The sequence below is a fragment of the Vibrio sp. 1580 genome (assembly GCF_033340055.1).
On record NZ_JAWOVT010000002.1, the window covers coordinates 218,402 to 237,910 of the forward strand.

Annotated in this window: 16 protein-coding genes; 9 read left to right on the forward strand and 7 right to left on the reverse strand. The window is 44.8% G+C overall.

Annotated features, from left to right (window positions below; genetic code table 11):
• Nucleotides 1-7 precede the first annotated feature (7 nt).
• Both R7093_RS04030 and nspC read left to right on the forward strand, forming a co-directional pair.
• Complete coding sequence (locus R7093_RS04030; protein WP_012841628.1) at nt 8-1,252, forward strand: carboxynorspermidine synthase; 1,245 nt, start codon at nt 8-10, stop codon at nt 1,250-1,252.
• Nucleotides 1,253-1,355: 103 nt separating this feature from the next.
• The gene (gene nspC, locus R7093_RS04035) at nt 1,356-2,489 is read left to right on the forward strand and encodes a carboxynorspermidine decarboxylase (protein WP_053306579.1); all 1,134 of its coding nucleotides are present in this window, start codon (nt 1,356-1,358) and stop codon (nt 2,487-2,489) included.
• A gap of 77 nt (nt 2,490-2,566) precedes the next feature.
• Here the strand turns inward: nspC and R7093_RS04040 are convergent, their stop codons facing one another.
• Together R7093_RS04040 and R7093_RS04045 are read right to left on the reverse strand one after the other, a co-directional pair.
• Nucleotides 2,567-3,079, reverse strand: coding sequence for a glycine cleavage system protein R (locus tag R7093_RS04040; protein WP_005376814.1), 513 nt, complete (start codon nt 3,077-3,079; stop codon nt 2,567-2,569).
• A gap of 221 nt (nt 3,080-3,300) precedes the next feature.
• Entirely contained in the window at nt 3,301-4,203 is a 903-nt protein-coding gene (locus R7093_RS04045) for a DUF3943 domain-containing protein (RefSeq protein ID WP_033905662.1), read from the reverse strand.
• Between the two features lie 191 nt (nt 4,204-4,394).
• Between R7093_RS04045 and R7093_RS04050 the strand changes: the two genes are divergently transcribed.
• The gene (locus R7093_RS04050) at nt 4,395-5,627 is read left to right on the forward strand and encodes a CinA family nicotinamide mononucleotide deamidase-related protein (RefSeq protein ID WP_258659025.1); all 1,233 of its coding nucleotides are present in this window, start codon (nt 4,395-4,397) and stop codon (nt 5,625-5,627) included.
• A 97-nt stretch (nt 5,628-5,724) separates the two neighbouring features.
• Here R7093_RS04050 and yfaE read toward each other — a convergent pair whose 3' ends face one another.
• The 4 genes from yfaE to ubiG form a co-directional block, all read right to left on the reverse strand.
• Complete coding sequence (gene yfaE / locus R7093_RS04055) at nt 5,725-6,006, reverse strand: class I ribonucleotide reductase maintenance protein YfaE (protein WP_005376817.1); 282 nt, start codon at nt 6,004-6,006, stop codon at nt 5,725-5,727.
• A complete protein-coding gene (gene nrdB / locus R7093_RS04060) occupies nt 6,006-7,139 on the reverse strand; it encodes a class Ia ribonucleoside-diphosphate reductase subunit beta (protein ID WP_005376818.1) in 1,134 nt (377 codons plus the stop codon). Before nrdB ends, yfaE begins: the two co-directional genes overlap by 1 nt.
• Before the next feature lie 83 nt (nt 7,140-7,222).
• Entirely contained in the window at nt 7,223-9,505 is a 2,283-nt protein-coding gene (gene nrdA / locus R7093_RS04065) for a class 1a ribonucleoside-diphosphate reductase subunit alpha (protein WP_005376819.1), read from the reverse strand.
• Nucleotides 9,506-10,006: 501 nt separating this feature from the next.
• Nucleotides 10,007-10,714 (reverse strand): bifunctional 2-polyprenyl-6-hydroxyphenol methylase/3-demethylubiquinol 3-O-methyltransferase UbiG, encoded by a 708-nt coding sequence (gene ubiG / locus R7093_RS04070; protein ID WP_017636129.1) that lies wholly within the window; start codon nt 10,712-10,714, stop codon nt 10,007-10,009.
• A gap of 475 nt (nt 10,715-11,189) precedes the next feature.
• Here ubiG and gyrA point away from each other — a divergent pair, with 475 nt between their 5' ends.
• The 3 genes from gyrA to R7093_RS04085 all read left to right on the forward strand — a co-directional run bounded on the left by gyrA (nt 11,190) and on the right by R7093_RS04085 (nt 15,245).
• Complete coding sequence (gene gyrA, locus R7093_RS04075; protein ID WP_017636128.1) at nt 11,190-13,901, forward strand: DNA topoisomerase (ATP-hydrolyzing) subunit A; 2,712 nt, start codon at nt 11,190-11,192, stop codon at nt 13,899-13,901.
• 123 nt (nt 13,902-14,024) lie between these two features.
• Nucleotides 14,025-14,648, forward strand: coding sequence for a tetratricopeptide repeat protein (locus R7093_RS04080; protein WP_169628538.1), 624 nt, complete (start codon nt 14,025-14,027; stop codon nt 14,646-14,648).
• Nucleotides 14,649-14,690: 42 nt separating this feature from the next.
• Entirely contained in the window at nt 14,691-15,245 is a 555-nt protein-coding gene (locus tag R7093_RS04085; protein WP_017636126.1) for a hypothetical protein, read from the forward strand.
• Nucleotides 15,246-15,363: 118 nt separating this feature from the next.
• Here the strand turns inward: R7093_RS04085 and nrfA are convergent, their stop codons facing one another.
• Nucleotides 15,364-16,791 carry an ammonia-forming nitrite reductase cytochrome c552 subunit gene (gene nrfA / locus R7093_RS04090; RefSeq protein WP_318146520.1) on the reverse strand — a complete coding sequence of 476 codons (1,428 nt, stop codon included), beginning with the start codon at nt 16,789-16,791 and terminating at the stop codon, nt 15,364-15,366.
• A 450-nt stretch (nt 16,792-17,241) separates the two neighbouring features.
• Between nrfA and nrfB the strand changes: the two genes are divergently transcribed.
• From nrfB to nrfD, 3 genes are read left to right on the forward strand one after another with little or no spacing between them, the layout of a single operon-like run.
• Nucleotides 17,242-17,844: a cytochrome c nitrite reductase pentaheme subunit gene (gene nrfB, locus R7093_RS04095; protein ID WP_009706898.1), complete on the forward strand. Its 603-nt coding sequence runs from the start codon at nt 17,242-17,244 to the stop codon at nt 17,842-17,844.
• A 1-nt stretch (nt 17,845) separates the two neighbouring features.
• Complete coding sequence (gene nrfC, locus R7093_RS04100) at nt 17,846-18,532, forward strand: cytochrome c nitrite reductase Fe-S protein (protein WP_318146521.1); 687 nt, start codon at nt 17,846-17,848, stop codon at nt 18,530-18,532.
• Entirely contained in the window at nt 18,529-19,500 is a 972-nt protein-coding gene (gene nrfD / locus R7093_RS04105; RefSeq protein WP_005443386.1) for a cytochrome c nitrite reductase subunit NrfD, read from the forward strand. Before nrfC ends, nrfD begins: the two co-directional genes overlap by 4 nt.
• The last annotated feature ends 9 nt before the right edge of the window (nt 19,501-19,509 follow it).

Consider the following 19,509-nt stretch of genomic DNA (forward strand, 5'->3'; position numbering starts at 1 on the left):
GAAAACTATGGCAATTCTACAGATTGGTGCAGGCGGCGTTGGCTGGGTAGTTGCACATAAAGCAGCACAAAACAACGACGTTCTGGGTGATATCACAATCGCATCACGTACCGTAGGTAAGTGTGAGAAAATCATCGAATCGATTCAGAAGAAAAACAATCTGAAAGATTCAACTAAGAAATTAGAAGCGCGAGCGGTAAACGCGGACGACGTAGATTCTTTAGTTGCTTTAATTAAAGAAGTACAACCTGACTTAGTGATCAACGCAGGTCCTCCTTGGGTGAACATGTCTATTATGGAAGCATGTTACCAAGCTAAAGTGTCATACCTTGATACATCTGTTGCGGTTGACTTGTGCTCTGAAGGCCAACAAGTACCTCAAGCTTACGATTGGCAGTGGGGCTACCGTGAGAAGTTTGAAGAAGCGGGCATTACAGGTATTCTTGGTGCTGGTTTCGATCCGGGCGTAGTATCGGTGTTTGCCGCATACGCAGTGAAGCATCTGTTCGATGAAATCGATACTATCGACGTAATGGATGTAAACGCAGGCGACCACGGTAAGAAGTTCGCAACTAACTTTGATCCAGAAACGAACATGCTTGAGATTCAAGGCGATTCGTTCTACTGGGAAAACGGCGAGTGGAAACAAGTACCTTGTCACTCACGTATGCTTGAGTTCGAATTCCCGAATTGTGGCTCACACAAAGTGTACTCAATGGCGCACGACGAAGTTCGATCTATGCAAGAGTTCATCCCGGCGAAACGCATCGAATTCTGGATGGGCTTTGGTGACCGTTACCTAAACTACTTCAATGTGATGCGCGACATCGGTCTACTCAGCCCAGATCCACTAACGCTTCACGACGGTACGGTTGTTCAACCTTTGCACGTGCTAAAAGCACTACTACCAGATCCAACATCTCTCGCACCAGGCTACACTGGCCTAACGTGTATCGGTACTTGGGTTCAAGGTAAGAAAGATGGTAAAGAGCGCAGTGTATTTATTTACAACAACGCTGATCACGAAGTCGCATACGAAGATGTTGAACACCAAGCTATCTCATACACCACTGGCGTACCAGCGATCACTGCGGCTTTGCAGTTCTTCCGTGGCAAGTGGGCAGACAAAGGCGTGTTCAACATGGAACAACTAGATCCAGACCCATTCCTAGAAACCATGCCATCTATTGGTCTAGATTGGCATGTTCAAGAACTGGAGCCAGGACAACCTGTTATCCATAAATTGAAGTAAGAATTTAGCGACTCTTATTTGTACGTTTAAGCCGATGCACTTGCGTCGGCTTTGTTCGATTTTATAGTGCCTTTGCTAAGGCGAAGGGACGTAAGGTATCAAAATGCAACAAAACGAACTAAAAACGCCATACTTCATGATCAATGAAGACAAGCTGATTGAGAACCTAGAGAAAGCAAAACAGCTAAAAGACATCTCTGGTGTGAAGCTTGTATTAGCACTGAAGTGCTTCTCAACATGGGGTGTATTCGACATCATCAAGCCTTACCTAGACGGAACAACAAGTTCTGGCCCGTTTGAAGTGAAGCTTGGCTACGAAACGTTTGGTGGTGAGACACACGCATACAGCGTGGGTTACAGCGAAGATGACGTTCGCGATGTGGCGGACATCTCTGACAAGATGATCTTTAACTCTCAGTCACAGCTAGCGGCTTATCGTCATATTGTCGAAGGTAAAGCATCGATTGGCTTGCGCCTGAACCCTGGTGTGAGCTATGCAGGGCAAGACTTAGCAAACCCAGCGCGTCAATTCTCTCGTCTTGGTGTTCAGGCTGATCACATCAAACCGGAAATTTTTGATGGTATTGATGGCGTAATGTTCCACATGAACTGTGAGAACAAAGACGTGGATGCGTTTATCGGTTTACTCGATGCTATTTCAGCTCAGTTTGGCGAGTACCTAGATAAGCTGGACTGGGTAAGCATGGGTGGCGGCGTGTTCTTCACATGGCCGGGTTATGACATCGAAAAGCTTGGCCTAGCGCTGAAAGCGTTTGCTGAAAAACACGGCGTGCAAATGTACCTAGAACCGGGCGAAGCGATCATTACCAAGACGACTGACCTAGTGGTCACTGTGGTTGATATCGTTGAGAACGTAAAGAAGACGGCGATTGTCGATTCAGCCACAGAAGCTCACCGCTTAGATACGTTGATCTACAATGAGCCAGCGTCAATTCTTGAAGCATCTGAAAATGGTGAACACGAGTATGTGATCGGCTCGTGCTCTTGTTTGGCTGGAGACCAGTTCTGCGTGGCGAACTTCGAACAGCCTCTAGAGATAGGACAGCGTCTGCATATTCTAGATAGTGCCGGTTACACCATGGTGAAACTGAACTGGTTTAACGGTCTACGTATGCCGTCGGTCTACTGTGAACGCTCGAATGGTGACATTCAAAAACTGAATGAATTTGACTACTCTGATTTCAAACGTTCACTGTCTCAGTGGTCAGTGAAATAAAACGTATTGAGTATTAGAACGACAAAGAGCAGCTGAATTGCTGCTCTTTTTATTGGGGAAGCGTTAAAGGTATGCAGTTAGCTTTCTACAATTACACGAGTGTCTTCACTCAGAGATTCTAACTCATTGGCTATGTCTTCAATTTCTAGCTCGCTAGGTAGTTTTATCGCCATTTTAGCGCTGAATAAGCTAGAGCTTACCCCTCCGCCTCCTGCAATGAATACACGCTGACAATCCATATCTAAAATTGAGATACCTTGATTATCGAGAACGTGAGTAATTTCATTCACAATACCCGCTCTATCGTTGGCATCTAAACGAAGTTGGAAGATAGTGTCTTCACGATATGAATGAGGTTCAGAGTCGACGAACCTAACAACAAGAGTCTGACAAGAAGAGAACGCCTGTTTAACGATGTCGGCATTTTCTCTTGGAAGCTCTACTTTGATGACACCTGCAACTTGGTCTTCGATAAAGTTTACTTTGCTGATCAGCCATTTCCCGCCGTTTTCGTGTGTGATTGCAGCGAGCTCTTTAATCGTGGCGGGTGACGCTTGTCCGACAAAATTAACAATAAATACGGTGTTCATAATGTCCCCTCCTGGAATCAAGGTTTGGACGCAGTACGAATAAACGTGCTACTTAAGTTATTGGAATAAATCCTTTTATTTAGTGTAGGTGCTAAGGGCGGGTAATGTTTGATGAAAGTCAATTTTTAACACTAATTCGTGATGCAAATAATTAAAACAATGTTCAGAGCACAAAAAAGCAGCCATCGTAAGGCTGCTTTTTACCGAGTATCAACTTAGGATTAGAAGGTTACTTTTAACTCGACACCATAAAATTGACTGTCATAGTTTGCGCCTGCGTCCATGGCGAATTTTGCAACATCTTGGTTTCCAAACCAAGGTGATGAATTGAATTGTAGTTCTGCACTACCGCCCCATGCATCAGTTACCCAATAATGAATATGTCCAACAGGGTTTAAGAAGAAGAGCGAAACATCACCTGCGGTTTCAGAGCCCATAACTTCGCCGCCGTTTGCAATAATGTCTTGCTCAGCCGTTAACATCATTTCACCAACAACAGCACCAAAGAATGGTGTGATAAAAATATCCTGCCAAGATGGTACTTCTGCGAACGCCTCCACGCCATACTCCCAAAAGAACGTCGACATAGTTGCGGAGTACAAAAACGACTGAAATTCATTATAGCCAGCGTGACGTGCTGCCGTGTAGTAAACGCCGCCAAAATATGGGTGCATGATGTAGTTGAGGACATGTTCATCGCGATCCCAAACGGGGCCGTCAGAGACATTATCTTTCCACTTTTGCCCCAACTTACTCATGTCTCGGTCTTCTTCGTCCCATTTGGTGATACTTTCTGGAAGAAAAGTCATCATGCCTACGGTCGCGATACTGAGACCTAGAATGGTGTAGGTTTGACCCATCAGATAATCCCAGTCTTTATCTTGAGGGATGATGAGATGTTTAGGCTGAAGCCCTGCGTCAAGGTTTAGCGAATCATCATTATTCTGTTCATACATAACACCGCGATTTTGAGCCTCGAAGGTGTACAGAGTCGTCGTTTCGCAGTAACCTGACAAGCAATCAGGTGTGTAAGAAAACTCTGTATGACGGCTTAGGTCATAGTGACTTGCTTGCGCAAGCGCTGACGAAGCCAAGCAAAGGCCTGTTAGAGTCGTCTTGAACATGGATGATTTTGACACAAAGGTCTCCGAGTTAATGGTGTATGTTCGGGCTCGTAATTATCCCTCAAAACATCAATCATTTAAACACTTGACCCTTATTTAGTCCCAACAAACCTCGGCGAGATTTGTCCAAATAAAAAGAAAAATAAGCGCTATAACGAAAATAGGATTGTGCTTACGTTCAGGAGTCAGTTGTGAAAATAGCAATGCTTAGTACTGGTGAGGAAGTCCTCCACGGTGATATTGTTGATACTAATGCGGCATGGTTGTCTAGCCTGTTTTATCAACATGGATTTGGCTTAACAAAGCGCTCAACGGTTGGTGATAGCCTATCGAGTTTGGTTGAAGAGTTTTTAATGCTCAGCTTTAACAACGATGTGGTTATTGTTAATGGTGGTTTAGGCCCTACAACGGATGACATGAGTGCTGCCGCCGCCGCGAGAGCTGCCGATTGTAAACTGGTGCTATTCAAAGAGTGGTTGCAGCATCTAGAAAGTTTGTATGCTCGACGTGGCATCCCTATGCCGGACAGTAATTTAAAGCAAGCAATGCTGCCAGAAGCGGCAGAGATATTGGACAACCCGATAGGCACTGCTTGCGGTTTCAAAATGCTGATTAATGATGCCATTTTTTATTTCACACCGGGTGTACCAAGTGAATTTAAGCTCATGGCAGAGACGCAAATTCTTCCCGATCTGAGAAGAGTGTTTCCCGATGTTCAAGGTTCATGTTGTAGTCGAATCTACACGTTTGGTCTATCTGAATCCGGTATTTCAGATAAGCTAGATCAGCTAAAACTTCCTCAAGGCTATGAGCTAGGGTATCGCTCTTACTTGCCTTTTATTGAAGTGAAACTTTTTGGTCCTTCAGATCAGATTGAACAGCGTTTGAAACTAGTACAGATAATTAATAAACACCTTGAGAGTAATACCGTTAGTATTGACTTACCTATGGTTGAAAATGTCGGCCAGTTGTTGGTCGATAAAGGACTAACGGTGTCGATCTCCGAAAAAAGTAGCAGGGGATACTTAACGTACTGGCTAAACAGTGATGAAAACGCTGAAAAGCAAGTAGGGCATGGTTGGGTACTACCGAGTCTGACTCAGGCGATGGGCAACAGCGGAGATCCATTAGCAGAAACGTTTGCTCTGGCTGGTGCTACGCGAGAGAAGTGTGGGACGGATTTATCACTTGTCACTGGCCATATTGAAGAGGGTGTTTTTTCCGTCGCTTTATCGACACCGTCAGGCGAGTGGGGAGCATTATATAAACTCTCGAAAAAGTATCAGCGAAATGATCAAGTTAAAGTGATCAGTACGGCAGCACTAGACTTGTTGCGTCGCTACCTAGAACGTAAACCGATGTTTGCGCATTATGCATTTTTAGAGAAAGTTAAAGAGATGCACCTCCCGAGCAGTGCTTTATAACCAAAGCTCTCTACAGTAGCCTGAGAGACAAAAAAACAGAGACAAAAAAGCCAAGGTGATTACCTTGGCTTTTGCATTTTATACCGTCGAGTCAACGTTATGCGCGCTGCTTTTCTTTCATCGCGTAGTTAACGCCGCTAAGTGACAAATCTGATTTTGCTTTACAGATACAAGGTAATATTTCATCACTTTGTGTGTAAGCCATGGCAAAACCAACATACTCCACTTCACCAGACTCCAATTTGCAGCGACAGGCGCCGCAGTGCCCATCACGGCAGTTGTATTCTGGTAATAGGCCAGCTTGCTCCATTGTTTCCAAAATCGTATTGGAAGGGTTGGATTCAATGCTGATCAGTTTGTTGATTTTGAGTGTTGCCATTACAGCTCGAATCCTTCGAAGTCATCTGCGCGAACTTCATTGTCAATTTGACCCACAAGGTAAGAAGAGATTTCTGCTTCTTGAGGCGCAACTTGAACGTTATCTGAAGACAACCAAGCGTTAATCCATGGAATTGGGTTGGTTGTTGCTTCTGGATACGCTGCTGGTAGACCTACCGCTTGCATACGAATATTTGTGATGTATTCAACGTATTGGCTTAGGATGTCTTTGTTTAGACCGATCATAGAGCCATCTTTGAATAGATACTCTGCCCACTCTTTTTCTTGCTCAGCCGCTTCTTTGAATAGGTCAAAACAGTCCTGTTTTGCCTCTTCTGCGATTTGCATGAAAGTGAAGTCATCTTGACCGTTACGTAGCAGGTTGATCATGTGCTGCGTGCCGTTTAAGTGAAGTGCTTCGTCACGAGCGATCAGCTTGATGATTTTCGCGTTACCTTCCATTAGTTCGCGTTCTGCGAAAGCGAAAGAACATGCGAAACTTACGTAAAAACGAATGGCTTCTAATGCGTTAACAGACATCAGACAGATGTACAGCTTCTTCTTAAGATCGTACAGACTAACCTTAACCGTTTCACCGTTAAGGACATGCTCACCTTCACCGTAGCGATGGTAATCATTCGTCGCTTGAATCAAATCGTCGTAGTAGTGCGCGATGTCTTTTGCACGCTTCAGAATGTGCTCGTTCTCAACGATATCATCAAACACCACCGCAGGGTCGTTCACGATGTTACGAATAATGTGTGTGTAAGAACGAGAGTGAATCGTTTCAGAGAAAGACCAAGTCTCAATCCAAGTCTCTAGTTCTGGCAGAGACACAAGCGGCAGCAGTGCCACGTTAGGGCTGCGGCCTTGGATAGAGTCAAGAAGCGTTTGGTACTTCAAGTTAGAGATGAAGATGTGCTTCTCGTGATCTGGCAGTTTGTTGTAATCGATACGGTCGCTAGATACGTCTACTTCTTCTGGACGCCAGAAGAAAGAAAGTTGTTTCTCGATAAGTTTTTCGAAAATCTCAAACTTTTGTTGGTCGTAACGTGCAACGTTTACTGATTGACCTAGGAACATTGGTTCCTTCAATTGGTCATTCTTTTTTTGGTTAAAAGTACTGTAAGCCATAATGCCTCAATTCCTTTTAAACCTCCCCGTAAGGGGGAGGTTATCGATAGTCTGTCTTTACGGGTTCGCTAGGTACGGGAAGATTAAATCTTACAACCGCCGCCAGCACAATCGTCATCTTGTGGTTGAACAGCGTCTTTCTGTTCATCTTTCGCGCCATCACGAGTGTTGTGGTAGTAAAGCGTTTTCACACCAAACTTATACGCTGTTAGCAGGTCTTGAAGTAGTTTCTTCATTGGAACCTTGCCAGTCTCGTAACGTGACGGGTCGTAGTTAGTATTAGCAGAGATAGCTTGGTCAACAAACTTCTGCATAATACCCACAAGGTGTAGATAACCGTCGTTCGAACCGATATTCCAAAGCAGTTCATAGCTGTCTTTAAGTTCTGTGAACTCTGGTACAACTTGCTTCAGGATACCGTCTTTCGAAGCTTTTACTGAAACGTAACCACGTGGTGGCTCAATACCGTTAGTTGCGTTTGAAATCTGAGAAGAAGTCTCAGAAGGCATTAGCGCAGTCAGTGTTGAGTTACGTAGGCCGTGCTCCATAATTTCTTTACGTAGGCTGTCCCAGTCGTAGTGCAGCGCTTCGTCACAAATTAGGTCGATATCTTTCTTATACGTATCAATCGGCAGTAAGCCTTTCGCGTAGTTCGTCTCGTCGAATGAAGGGCACTTACCTTGTTCTTTCGCCAGTGCTACAGATGCTTTCAATAGGTAGTACTGCATTGCTTCGAACGTACGGTGAGTTAGGCCGTTCGCGCTACCGTCAGAGTATTTCACGCCATTCTTCGCTAAGTAGTAAGCAAAGTTAATCACACCAACACCTAGCGTACGACGGTTCATAGTCGATTTGTATGCCGCTGGTAGAGGGTAATCTTGGTAATCAAGCAGTGCATCTAACGCACGAACAACAAGATCGGATAGCTCTTCGAAATCATCTAGAGACTTGATAGCACCTAAGTTGAATGCAGAAAGCGTACACAGTGCGATCTCGCCTGAGTCATCTTCAACGTTAGTTAATGGTTTCGTTGGTAGTGCGATTTCTAAACATAGGTTCGACTGACGAACTGGAGCAACTTCAGAATCAAATGGGCTGTGAGTATTACAGTGGTCCACGTTCTGGATGTAGATACGACCCGTTGATGCACGCTCTTGCATTAGCAGAGTGAACATTTCAATCGCTTTAACCGTTTCTTTCTTGATTGAAGGATCGTTCTCGTACTTCACGTATAGACGCTCAAACTCTTCTTGGTTTTCGAAGAATGCGTCGTACAGACCAGGTACATCAGATGGTGAGAATAGCGTAATATTGCCGCCTTCAACTAAACGTTGGTACATCAGTTTGTTTAACTGAACACCGTAGTCCATGTGACGAACACGGTTTTCTTCAACACCACGGTTGTTCTTAAGTACCATTAGTGAGCGTGCTTCACCGTGCCACATTGGGTAGAACACAGTAGCTGCGCCACCACGTACACCACCTTGTGAACAACATTTTACTGCTGTTTGGAAGTACTTGTAGAACGGAATACAACCAGTGTGGAATGCTTCACCACCGCGAATCTCTGAGCCTAATGCACGGATACGACCTGCGTTGATACCAATACCAGCGCGCTGAGATACGTAACGAACAATTGAGCTTGCTGTTGCGTTAATAGAATCAAGACTGTCGCCACACTCGATCAGAACACATGAGCTGAACTGGCGAGTAGGGGTACGCACGCCAGACATAATTGGCGTAGGTAGAGAAATCTTAAATGTCGATGTCGCATCGTAGAAACGTTTGATGTAATCAAGACGTGTCGCTTTTGGATATTTCGCAAATAAGCACGCTGCTACAAGGATGTATAAGAACTGAGCACTTTCGTAAATTTGGCCCGTAACACGGTTCTGTACGAAGTACTTACCCTCTAGCTGCTTAACTGCCGCGTATGAGAAATTTAGGTCGCGTTTATGGTCGAGGTACGCATCAAGTTCGTCGAGTTCTGCTTTTGTGTAGTCTTCTAGAATATGTTGATCGTACTTACCCATATCGACGAGGCGAGACACGTGATCATAAAGCGTTGGTGGCTCGTATTGGCCATACGCTTTTTTACGCAGATGGAATACCGCTAGGCGAGCAGCTAGGTATTGGTAATCCGGAGTCTCTTCAGAGATCAGGTCTGCCGCAGACTTGATGATTGTCTCGTGAATATCTGTCGTTGTGATGCCGTCGTAAAACTGGATGTGAGCGCGAAGTTCTACTTGAGAAACCGAAACATTATCTAGACCTTCTGCAGCCCAAGTGATAACGCGGTGGATTTTATCCAGATCGATACTTTCTTTACGGCCATCACGCTTGGTGACGGTAAGTTGTTGGTTCATTCTGCTTTATTTCCCTAAGAAAACTGATAAAAGCCGTATTTTTGTTTGTTTATGTGCAATATGAGTAAAGCTTGCGGCGGCTTTGTGATCAAAGTCTATCTATATATTGTCGCTTAAACACAACATATAGGGGTTCATTTGTTTGCGGGTTACAAGATAGTGCTATTACACTGATTTATCAAGGTACAGATCGGGGATGACTTGTGGATAACTGACAAAATGAAAAAAATCAGTAAGTGAACACTAACCGATGAGAAAAGGGCAGACTTGAATGGTTAAAAGTACGGTTTCGAGATCGGTTTAGAAATAACCGCATGCAAAAATATTTTCCTTGATCTTTGGCCGTTTTTATCTACGAAAAATGGCTTGGTCAAAATGGAATCTAGAGCACGAATTTTAGCCATAAAAAGACAAAAAAAGCGGCAACTTTGTGCTACCGCTTCCGATTCATTTTCTTTAAAAAATGTCAATCACAAAACTCATTTTTTAACTTAATAGCGTTCAGTATTTTTTAGTATGAACGATGTAGTTTACATCTACATTACGACCGAGTTTGTAGCTATCATTTAGAGGGTTGTAATGAAGCCCAGTAATGCCCATTTCCGTCAGGTCAGTTTGGTCTATCATCTTCATCATTTCGGCTGGCTTGATAAACTTATCGTGCTCATGAGTGCCTTCAGGAACAATCTTAAGAAGCTTCTCAGCACCGACAATAGCAAATAAGTACGACTTAATGTTTCGGTTCAAAGTTGAGAAAAACACGTGACCACCGGGTTTGACTAGCGCAGCACAAGAGCGGATAACGGAGAGAGGATCTGGAACGTGTTCAAGCATCTCCATACAAGTCACGACATCGTAAGTTCCTGCGTTTTCTATAGCGTGGTCTTCTATTGTGCTCTGAATGTAGGTCAGTTGAGTGCCTGTTTCTAATGCATGTAGTCGCGCGACTTCTAATGGTTCTTTACCCATATCAAGCCCCGTCACAATAGCGCCTTCTTTTGCCATGCTTTCAGCAAGAATGCCACCACCACAGCCGACATCAAGTGTTCGCTTGCCAAACAAGCCATTTGCTTTTTCAAGTACATAGTTCAAACGAAGTGGGTTAATTTGATGAAGCGGCTTAAACTCGCCTTCTAAATCCCACCATCGAGAAGCCATGTCCTCGAATTTCTTAATTTCACTTGGGTCGACGTTTTGTGCTTTAGTCATAATTGGTTTTATTGCATTCAATCTGAGTCCTTTAGAGGGCGCCAGTATACTCCAACGTTTTACACCCAAACAACCTCGATGTGCTTAGTTAAGGGACAATGACAGAGTTCACTGGCGCGGCAATCGAGACAGGTGCCTGTAATTTGTAAAGCGCTAACTATTGTTTTTGCTTCATCCTTGAACTGGTGCCAGTGACAATAACTCTAAAACCTGCATTTTCGCGTTGTGTGGTTAAAGGAATTTACCTCGCTTTTCCGCGTAAAGGGTCCGATTTTGCTCAATATTGACCGAAATATAACCACTAATCAGAAAGATATGGGATGAGTGTGCAAATTCTCGACATTTGATTCATAACCAAGCTCACAACCTGATAAAAGGAGAGGGAAAGTGATGCCGAAGTGATGAATTGTGTGTTATATTTTTGCACCTTACACGTATCGTAATTACGATCAGATAATAGAGGGATAATGGCTCTATGAGCGATTTAGCTAAAGAGATCACGCCCGTAAACATTGAAGATGAGCTTAGAGGTTCATACCTAGACTATGCGATGTCAGTCATCGTGGGTCGTGCTCTTCCAGATGTGCGTGATGGCCTAAAACCAGTACACCGCCGCGTTTTATTCGCGATGAACGTACTAGGCAACGATTGGAACAAACCATATAAAAAATCAGCCCGTGTTGTCGGCGACGTAATCGGTAAATATCACCCACACGGTGATAGTGCTGTGTACGACACAATCGTACGTATGGCTCAGCCGTTCTCGCTTCGTTACATGCTGGTCGATGGTCAAGGTAACTTTGGCTCGATCGATGGCGACTCTGCTGCGGCAATGCGTTACACCGAAGTTCGAATGGCAAAAATTGCCCATGAACTATTGGCTGACCTAGACAAAGAAACCGTAGACTACGTACCAAACTACGACGGTACTGAGCAGATCCCAGCGGTTCTTCCAACTAAAATTCCAAACCTATTGGTTAACGGTGCTTCTGGTATCGCAGTAGGTATGGCAACCAACATCCCGCCTCATAACCTTGGCGAAGTGATTGATGGCTGTCTTGCATACATCAATAATGAAGAAATCACTATTGATGAACTAATGGATTACATTCCTGGTCCTGATTTCCCAACGGCGGCGCTTATCAGCGGTCGTAAAGGCATTGTAGACGCGTACAAAACAGGTCGTGGCAAAATCTACATGCGTTCGAAAGCGGACATCGAAGTGGAGAAGAATGGTAAAGAGACCATTATCGTCACTGAAATTCCTTACCAGGTGAACAAAGCTCGCTTGATCGAAAAGATCGCTGAGCTAGTTAAAGATAAGAAAGTAGAAGGTATCAGTGCACTGCGCGACGAGTCAGATAAAGACGGTATGCGCATTGTTATTGAGTGTAAGCGCGATGCTGTGGGCGAAGTAGTTCTAAACAATCTTTACGCTCAGACTCAGCTGCAAACCACTTTCGGTATCAATATGGTGGCTCTAAACAATGGCCAGCCACAGCTATTCAACCTAAAAGATATGTTGAAGTGCTTCGTTGATCACCGTCGTGAAGTTGTGACACGTCGTACTATCTTCGAACTGCGTAAAGCTCGTGAACGTGCTCATATCCTTGAAGGTTTAGCTCTAGCGCTTGCTAACATTGATGAAATCATTGAGCTTATCCGTAAGGCACCTACACCGGCTGAAGCAAAAGCGGGTCTTATCGCTCGTGGTTGGGATTTAGGCAACGTTTCAGCAATGCTAGAGCGTGCTGGTACAGATGCTGCGCGCCCTGAATGGCTAGAGCCTGAATACGGTATTCGTGATGGTCAGTACTTCCTGACTGAGCAACAAGCACAAGCTATCCTAGATCTACGTTTACATAAACTAACAGGTCTAGAACACGAGAAGATTCTTGGCGAATACAAAACACTTCTAGAAGAAATCGCTGAACTCATGCATATCCTTGCGAGCACTGAGCGTTTGATGGAAGTGATCCGTGAAGAACTTGAAGCGGTTCGTGACGGCTTTGGTGACGCTCGTCGTACAGAAATCACAGCTGCGAGCCATGATATTGACATGGAAGAGCTGATCGCACGTGAAGACGTTGTGGTTACTCTATCTCACGGTGGTTACGTTAAGTACCAAGTACTGAGCGACTACGAGTCACAGCGCCGTGGTGGTAAAGGCAAGAGTGCGACTAAGATGAAAGATGAAGACCATATCGAGCGTCTTCTAGTGGCGAATACCCACGATAACATCTTGTGTTTCTCTACTCGTGGTAAAACATACCGCCTGAAAGTTTACCAATTGCCTCTAGCGAGCCGTACTGCGCGTGGTAAGCCAATCGTAAACATCCTTCCACTCGAAGAAGGTGAGCGCATTACCGCGATTCTACGTGTTGATGAATTCTCTGAAGACAAATTCATCTTCATGGCAACAGGTGACGGTACGGTTAAGAAAACGCCGTTGAACCAGTTTGCAAACGTACGTTCAAACGGCCTAATCGCTGTGAACCTACGTGAAGACGATTCGTTAATCGGTGTGGATATCACTAACGGCGAAAATGAAATCATGCTGTTCTCTAAAGCGGGTAAAGTGGTTCGCTTTAAAGAAGCAGAAGAGATTCCAGTACTTGATGAAAATGGTAAACCAGTTCTTGATGAGAATGGTCAGCCAGAGATCAAGTTTAAAGGTGTTCGTCCTATGGGTCGTACCGCCTCTGGTGTTCGTGGTATGAAACTGGCTGAAAATGACCAAGTTGTATCACTTATTGTTCCTTCGCACGAAGGCGACATCCTAACGGTTACAGAAAACGGTTATGGTAAACGCACAGCACTTAGCGAGTACCCGACAAAAGGTCGTGGCACTCAAGGTGTAGTTTCTATCAAAGTTTCTGAGCGAAATGGCCCGGTAGTTGGTGCTATCCAGGTTGTTGAAGGTGATGAAATGATGATGATCACCGACGCTGGCACGTTAGTACGTACTCGTGTGGGTGAAGTTAGCCAAGTTGGTCGTAACACACAAGGTGTAACGCTTATCCGTACTGCGGAAGATGAATCAGTTGTTGGTTTGCAACGTATTGAAGAAGTTGATGATGAAGAGCTGCCTGCTGATGAAGATGCAGAAGCGTTAGAGTCAACAGACGAAAATACGCAGCAAGACGCTCCAGCTGCTGATGATGCAGAGGAAGGTAACGAAGAGTAATCTTACATCGTTATCCTGATATGAAAAGCCGAGCCTTAGTTGCTCGGCTTTTTTGTATCTGTATCAACGCATTTAAAGTAAGAAATGCGTACACTGACGTTATCTTTGTTTACAGGACGTGTTATGTCTGTTTGGTTTTTCGCTGCCATCACTCTGATGGGGCTGTTTATCGTACTCTTATCACTGAGTGCATCAAAAGTTAAACCTGCTCAATGGTTTGGCTTTTGCCTGTTAGTACTTGTCGTGACGAGTGCCAGTTTCTTATTGCTGCATCAAACTCCGCCTAAATCAATACAAGCGGAAATGTCACGAATGATGACTGCTCGTGACATCATGAAAGAGATTCAAGACCAGTTGCGTGAAGATCCGAACAACGCTGAATTGTGGTTCCAACTCGGGCAGGGCTACCTGCTAGAGGGGGAATTTGATGGCGCGCTGATTTGTTTTGATTACGCGATCCAACTGACTGAGCCAGTCAGTGCCACGCAACTTGCCGCAAAAGCGACGACCTTGTACTACATTCACCAGCAATCAATGACGCAAGAAGTTAGCTTGCTTTTGGAGCAAGCTTTGCAGATAGAACCGCACAATGAAGCCGCTTTGTCTTTGATCGCAAATGATCATTTTCTGTCATTCCGATTTCAGGAAGCGATTGATGCCTGGGTACTATTATTAGATTCTAATGATCCAAATATAGATAGGGTGCAAATCATTAACTCTATTAACAAAGCAAAAGAGCTGTTGTAAGCGTACAATTTAACAAGCAATAGAGGGAAAGGTGGGCAACGAATGAAAAATAAAGCACTAAGCATATTGGTTTTGCTGTGCGGCTCTGTGCTGGCGGGTTGTAGCTCTTCCGATCATTCTGGCTCTTCCTCTACGGTTTATTATTCATCGGGTTACTACGACCCGTGGTGGTACGATCATGACGACTACTGGATTTATTACTATCCGGGCTGTTGCGATAACGACGATGAATACAAAGAGAAACTGGAAGAGTGGTGGAATGGTTTAGATGAAGACCAACAGCAATCCATCAAAGACAAAATCGAAGATTGGAAAGACGACGATATGTCCGCCAATATCGATAACATGAAACGCCAACTTGACGATCATTGGCAATCACTGCCTGACGAGCAAAAGCAAGAGATTCGAACCCAATGGGAGAATCGTCCGGAGCATATTGAACCAGCGACTTTACAAGGCAAGGCGGTGAAAGAAAAGGTTCAACAAAGAAAAGCATTACCGGAAACGAAGATCCAGCGTCCAGTTGCTCGTCCAAATGTGCAGATACCTAAAGCACGTCCAAATATTCAACCTAGACCTAGGCTTCCTCGTCGCTAGTACATTCGATTTTTGTCTCTCGATAGAATCAGGATGAAGAGATAAAGATAATAAAGAAAGAAAAGGGGCGTTCAGTACGCCCCTTGTTGTATCTATAAGTTAACCGTTGCCAGTTAGACTAATACGTGGCTTCGCGTTCAGCTGCTGCTTTATCCCACTCTGGCGCTACTGTTTCTAGGAAGTGTTTCTTGTCTGCGTTCATCTTATCCATATCCATGCCCAGTGCTTGTTGTGCTTTCGCTTTGGTCGAGATATCTGGAATTTGAACAGGGTCAGTAATGCCTTTGGTTGCCAGTAAACGAACCAATTTGGTACGGGCGTCAGCAGCGCGGTCAACTGCAGTACCTAGTACTTCAAGTGCTACCTCAGGAGCATGCATGTGAATACCGTGAGAAGCAATCGCGTAGTCCCAACGCCATTGTGCATGGCGAATATCTTGTAGGATAGGTTCCATCTCTGCTTCTGTTGCACCTGCTTTCCACGCCGCGCCTGCTTCAAAGTGTGCCGCTACGATTTGCTTCTCGGCGGTTAGCTTCATGTTCAGTACTTGCGCTTTGCGAGTCGAGACGATGCCTTGTAGCTGCTCTTTAGTTTGGGTATGGCATTGCGCACAGGTGTCTTCAAAACGATCAAATGGGTTACCCACTTTGTGGTCTGTGTACACCGTACCGTCTTCTTTGGTCACTTTAGGCATGTGGCAGTCCACACACACCACTTTGTTTTTACCATGAATACCCGCTCTCCAAGTTTCGAAACCTGGATGTTGCGCTTTTAGCATCGGCGCTTTAGATACGGCATGCGTCCAATCTTTGAAATTCAACGCGTCGTAGTATTTCTCCATGTCATTAACGGTGGTGCCCATATCCCATGGGAATTTAACCGCTTTAGTTGGGCCGGTGAAGTAGTATTCAACGTGACATTGAGCGCAGACCGATGCTTGCTTATCTAGGCGAGACTGTTCATCAAAGTTTTTACCAATAGTATCAAAAGCACGCTCGACGTATGGGCGAGTCAGTGCTAGCGCAGGTTCGCCTTTCTTGAAGGCTTCAGAGCCTGTGTTGTGGCAATCGGAACAACCGATAGGGTTGACGATTTCTGAGCCTAAGCGTGCCCATTTACCTTCGAAATAACCGTCTTCACCACGTTCATCAATCACGCGAGCAACGTCAGGGCTTTTACAGCTCCAACAGGCCATTGGCATAGGGCCGGATTTTTCATCAGTCGGTGCGCCGGTACGTAAGGTTTGACGAACATCATCAAGTGCGTAAAAGTGACCGCGCGCTTTGTTGTAGTCTTTTGCAAAGCCATAGCCAGCCCATAAGATCACCATGTTTGGGTCTTCACTTAGGGCATCTTCAATGTGCTCGCTTTCGGATGTTGCTTTCCAAGAGTGGTATTGGTCGGGATGGTTCTGTTCAAAGGCGTCATTACGAGGGTCAATGAGGCCTTTTTCTTCTGCCGCCAACGGAGCGCCGACCAAAAATAATTGGCTGGCGAATAAGGTCGCAACCGCGATAGGTGCGCTCATCCAGTGTTTTATGCTCACGGTGTTATCTCCATATTCGTTTTTATTAGCAGCGTTGTGAGAAGCTATTCCAAATAAGAACTGGAGATCTACGATTAATAATATTGCTTAATTGGATAGATGAAATAGTGAGCGAATCTTGTCTTGTTTTAGATCAATTTACACCAGTGATCTCAGTCATGTTTGAATTTATATACCCCTAAAGTGGTAGTGGTTAAGTCCTTGTTCGTCAATGTATTGGGCTTTTAACCTTTTTAAAAATAGGGTGATTTAGTTCGCTTTTTGAGCAGGTGTTTCTACCCCTTATGAATAATAGAGGTATTATAAATATAGGTTTAGCGTTGTGGCTTTCCGAAATAAGAATTGATGTCATTTGAAGGTTTGAAAAATATCTTCAGAGGAAATTAATTGTCGCTCAAATAAATAATTGAGAATAGTTATCAATTATTATCGAGCTAAGGAAAGAACAATATGGGCAATATAAAATTGACCATAGAGACAATGCTGAAACTTCTCTTCGTCTTTGCCATCTATGGTTTCTCCATCGCCGCCCATGCGACTTCTTCAGAGCCGATTGAAGGTGCTCAAGCTGAGCGTCATCAAGTCGAGTTGATCCGTGACCGAGACTACAAGTGTCTGCAATGTCATAAGGATGCCAAAGAGACTCTGAACCTTTCGCATGACCCGCAAGCTCTACTCAGCCAAGGGAAGCAACTTAATTGCACCAATTGCCATAGCAACATTGGTCCCGACCATCGTGAAGGCGCGCCTGATGTGATTAAGTTTTCTGCCGCGCAATCGAAAGAGGTACACGACAAAGTGTTCCTTGATCCAAGCATGATTCTTAAAGCTAACAGCCAATGTGTGGATTGCCACGCACCGACACAGCTAAGAGAAAGCCACTGGACGCACGATGTGCACGCCAAAAACCTCACTTGTTCAAATTGTCACGATGTACACGCAGCGAAAACGAAAGCGTTGTCGTACGACAGAAAACAACTGATCAAGCAGTGTGTGGATTGTCACTCTGAATTTGCCGTCGAACCTGAACTTGCCAAAGAAGAGGAGAGATAGCATGAAATGTTCGAGAAGAAACTTTTTAGCCGGCAGCGGCGCGTTGATTTTAACTACAGGCGTTGCAGGCACTTCCGTTGTTAGCTCCTCTCTTTATGCCAGCAACAGTGAACAAGCGAAACGCATGGGTATGGTTCATGATGAAAATGCCTGTATTGGCTGTACCGCTTGTACTGATGCTTGTCGCGAAGTAAATAACGTCCCTGAAGGCGTGACCCGACTTAAAATTCATCGCAGTGAACCGATTGGCGAATTCCCAGATGTGGAATACCAGTTTACTCGCGAATCCTGTCAGCACTGTGAAAACCCTCCATGTGTATACGTTTGTCCAACAGGCGCTGCATACAAAGATGAAGCGACCGGCATCGTGGATGTACACAAAGAGAAATGTGTCGGATGTGGTTATTGCCTTGCTGCTTGCCCTTACCAAGTGCGCTTCTTTAATCCAGTCGATCACTCTGCGGATAAATGTAACTTCTGCCGTGATACTAACCTGGCGCAAGGTAAGCAGCCAGCTTGCGTGGAATCTTGCCCAACAAAAGCACTCATCTTTGGTGATTTAAATGATCCAACTAGCGAGGTGAGCAAAGCTATCGAAAGCCATGTTGTCTATCGCGATAAATCGCATTTAGGTACGCAACCTAAACTGTACAAAATTCCGCATAGCAAAGGGGAGGTGTCATCATGAACGGCTTCGAAAGTGCATTCCACTTTGACTCACTAGTCTGGGATTGGATCATCGCGATTTACTTATTCCTTGCTGGGATGTCAGCAGGTGCGGTGATGATTTCTATCTATTTAAAACGCAAAGTGATTGAAGGTGATCCCGCAAACAACGGCATCATGAAAGCGATGGCTTGGCTCGCACCATTTGGCATCATTGCTGGGTTGGTAATTTTGATTTTCCATTTAACCAAGCCTTTAGAGTTTTGGAAGATCATGATCTACTACAACCCGACGTCTGTGATGTCGATGGGCGTGATCTTGTTCCAAGTGTACATGCTAGTGCTGTTTGTTTGGATCGGCGTTATCTTCCGCCATCAAATCATCAGCTTTTGTGAGGGTAAGTTACCGAGCAAATTGTTGGATTTTGCTGACGGCATTTTAATTAAGGCGGGGAAAGCCAACAACGCAATTGAATTGTTCTTGGGCTTCTTAGCCATCGTGCTTGCGGCATACACCGGCTTTTTATTATCTGCATTGAAGACTTACCCAATGCTAAACAATCCAGTACTGCCAATCTTGTTCCTGTTCTCTAGTTTGTCCTCGGGCGCAGCAGCATGCTTGATGTTCGGTATCTTGGTGTTTAAAGAGTCGACCAGCAGCCCAAGTGTGTCTTGGGTACACGGATTTGAACGCCCAGTAGTATTGTTTGAGCTGTTTGTCTTAGTGACCTTCTTTACTGGACTGATCTTCAGCGGTGGTCAGAACGAAGTCGCGGCTTGGAATGCTATTTCGAGTGGATTCTGGGCTCAATGGTTCTGGGTTGGGGTAGTGTTCATCGGCATGATTACGCCTTTGACTCTCAATTGGTTAACGCCTTCAGAAGTGCGCCATAAAGGCAGTTACGTTTTTGTGGTCACGACGTTGAGCTTGGTTGGCGTACTTATGCTGCGCACTTTCATTCTCTATGCCGGTCAAATGACCATAGTGTAAGGGGGAAAA

Bases quoted from the DNA above. Each gene is read 5' to 3' on its own strand.
- R7093_RS04030 (WP_012841628.1), top strand. From the start codon at position 8: ATGGCAATTCTACAGATTGGTGCAGGCGGCGTTGGCTGGGTAGTTGCA.
- nspC (WP_053306579.1), top strand. From the start codon at position 1,356: ATGCAACAAAACGAACTAAAAACGCCATACTTCATGATCAATGAAGAC.
- R7093_RS04040 (WP_005376814.1), bottom strand. From the start codon at position 3,079: ATGAACACCGTATTTATTGTTAATTTTGTCGGACAAGCGTCACCCGCC.
- R7093_RS04045 (WP_033905662.1), bottom strand. From the start codon at position 4,203: ATGTTCAAGACGACTCTAACAGGCCTTTGCTTGGCTTCGTCAGCGCTT.
- yfaE (WP_005376817.1), bottom strand. From the start codon at position 6,006: ATGGCAACACTCAAAATCAACAAACTGATCAGCATTGAATCCAACCCT.
- nrdB (WP_005376818.1), bottom strand. From the start codon at position 7,139: ATGGCTTACAGTACTTTTAACCAAAAAAAGAATGACCAATTGAAGGAA.
- nrdA (WP_005376819.1), bottom strand. From the start codon at position 9,505: ATGAACCAACAACTTACCGTCACCAAGCGTGATGGCCGTAAAGAAAGT.
- ubiG (WP_017636129.1), bottom strand. From the start codon at position 10,714: ATGACTAAAGCACAAAACGTCGACCCAAGTGAAATTAAGAAATTCGAG.
- gyrA (WP_017636128.1), top strand. From the start codon at position 11,190: ATGAGCGATTTAGCTAAAGAGATCACGCCCGTAAACATTGAAGATGAG.
- R7093_RS04080 (WP_169628538.1), top strand. From the start codon at position 14,025: ATGTCTGTTTGGTTTTTCGCTGCCATCACTCTGATGGGGCTGTTTATC.
- R7093_RS04085 (WP_017636126.1), top strand. From the start codon at position 14,691: ATGAAAAATAAAGCACTAAGCATATTGGTTTTGCTGTGCGGCTCTGTG.
- nrfB (WP_009706898.1), top strand. From the start codon at position 17,242: ATGGGCAATATAAAATTGACCATAGAGACAATGCTGAAACTTCTCTTC.
- nrfC (WP_318146521.1), top strand. From the start codon at position 17,846: ATGAAATGTTCGAGAAGAAACTTTTTAGCCGGCAGCGGCGCGTTGATT.
- nrfD (WP_005443386.1), top strand. From the start codon at position 18,529: ATGAACGGCTTCGAAAGTGCATTCCACTTTGACTCACTAGTCTGGGAT.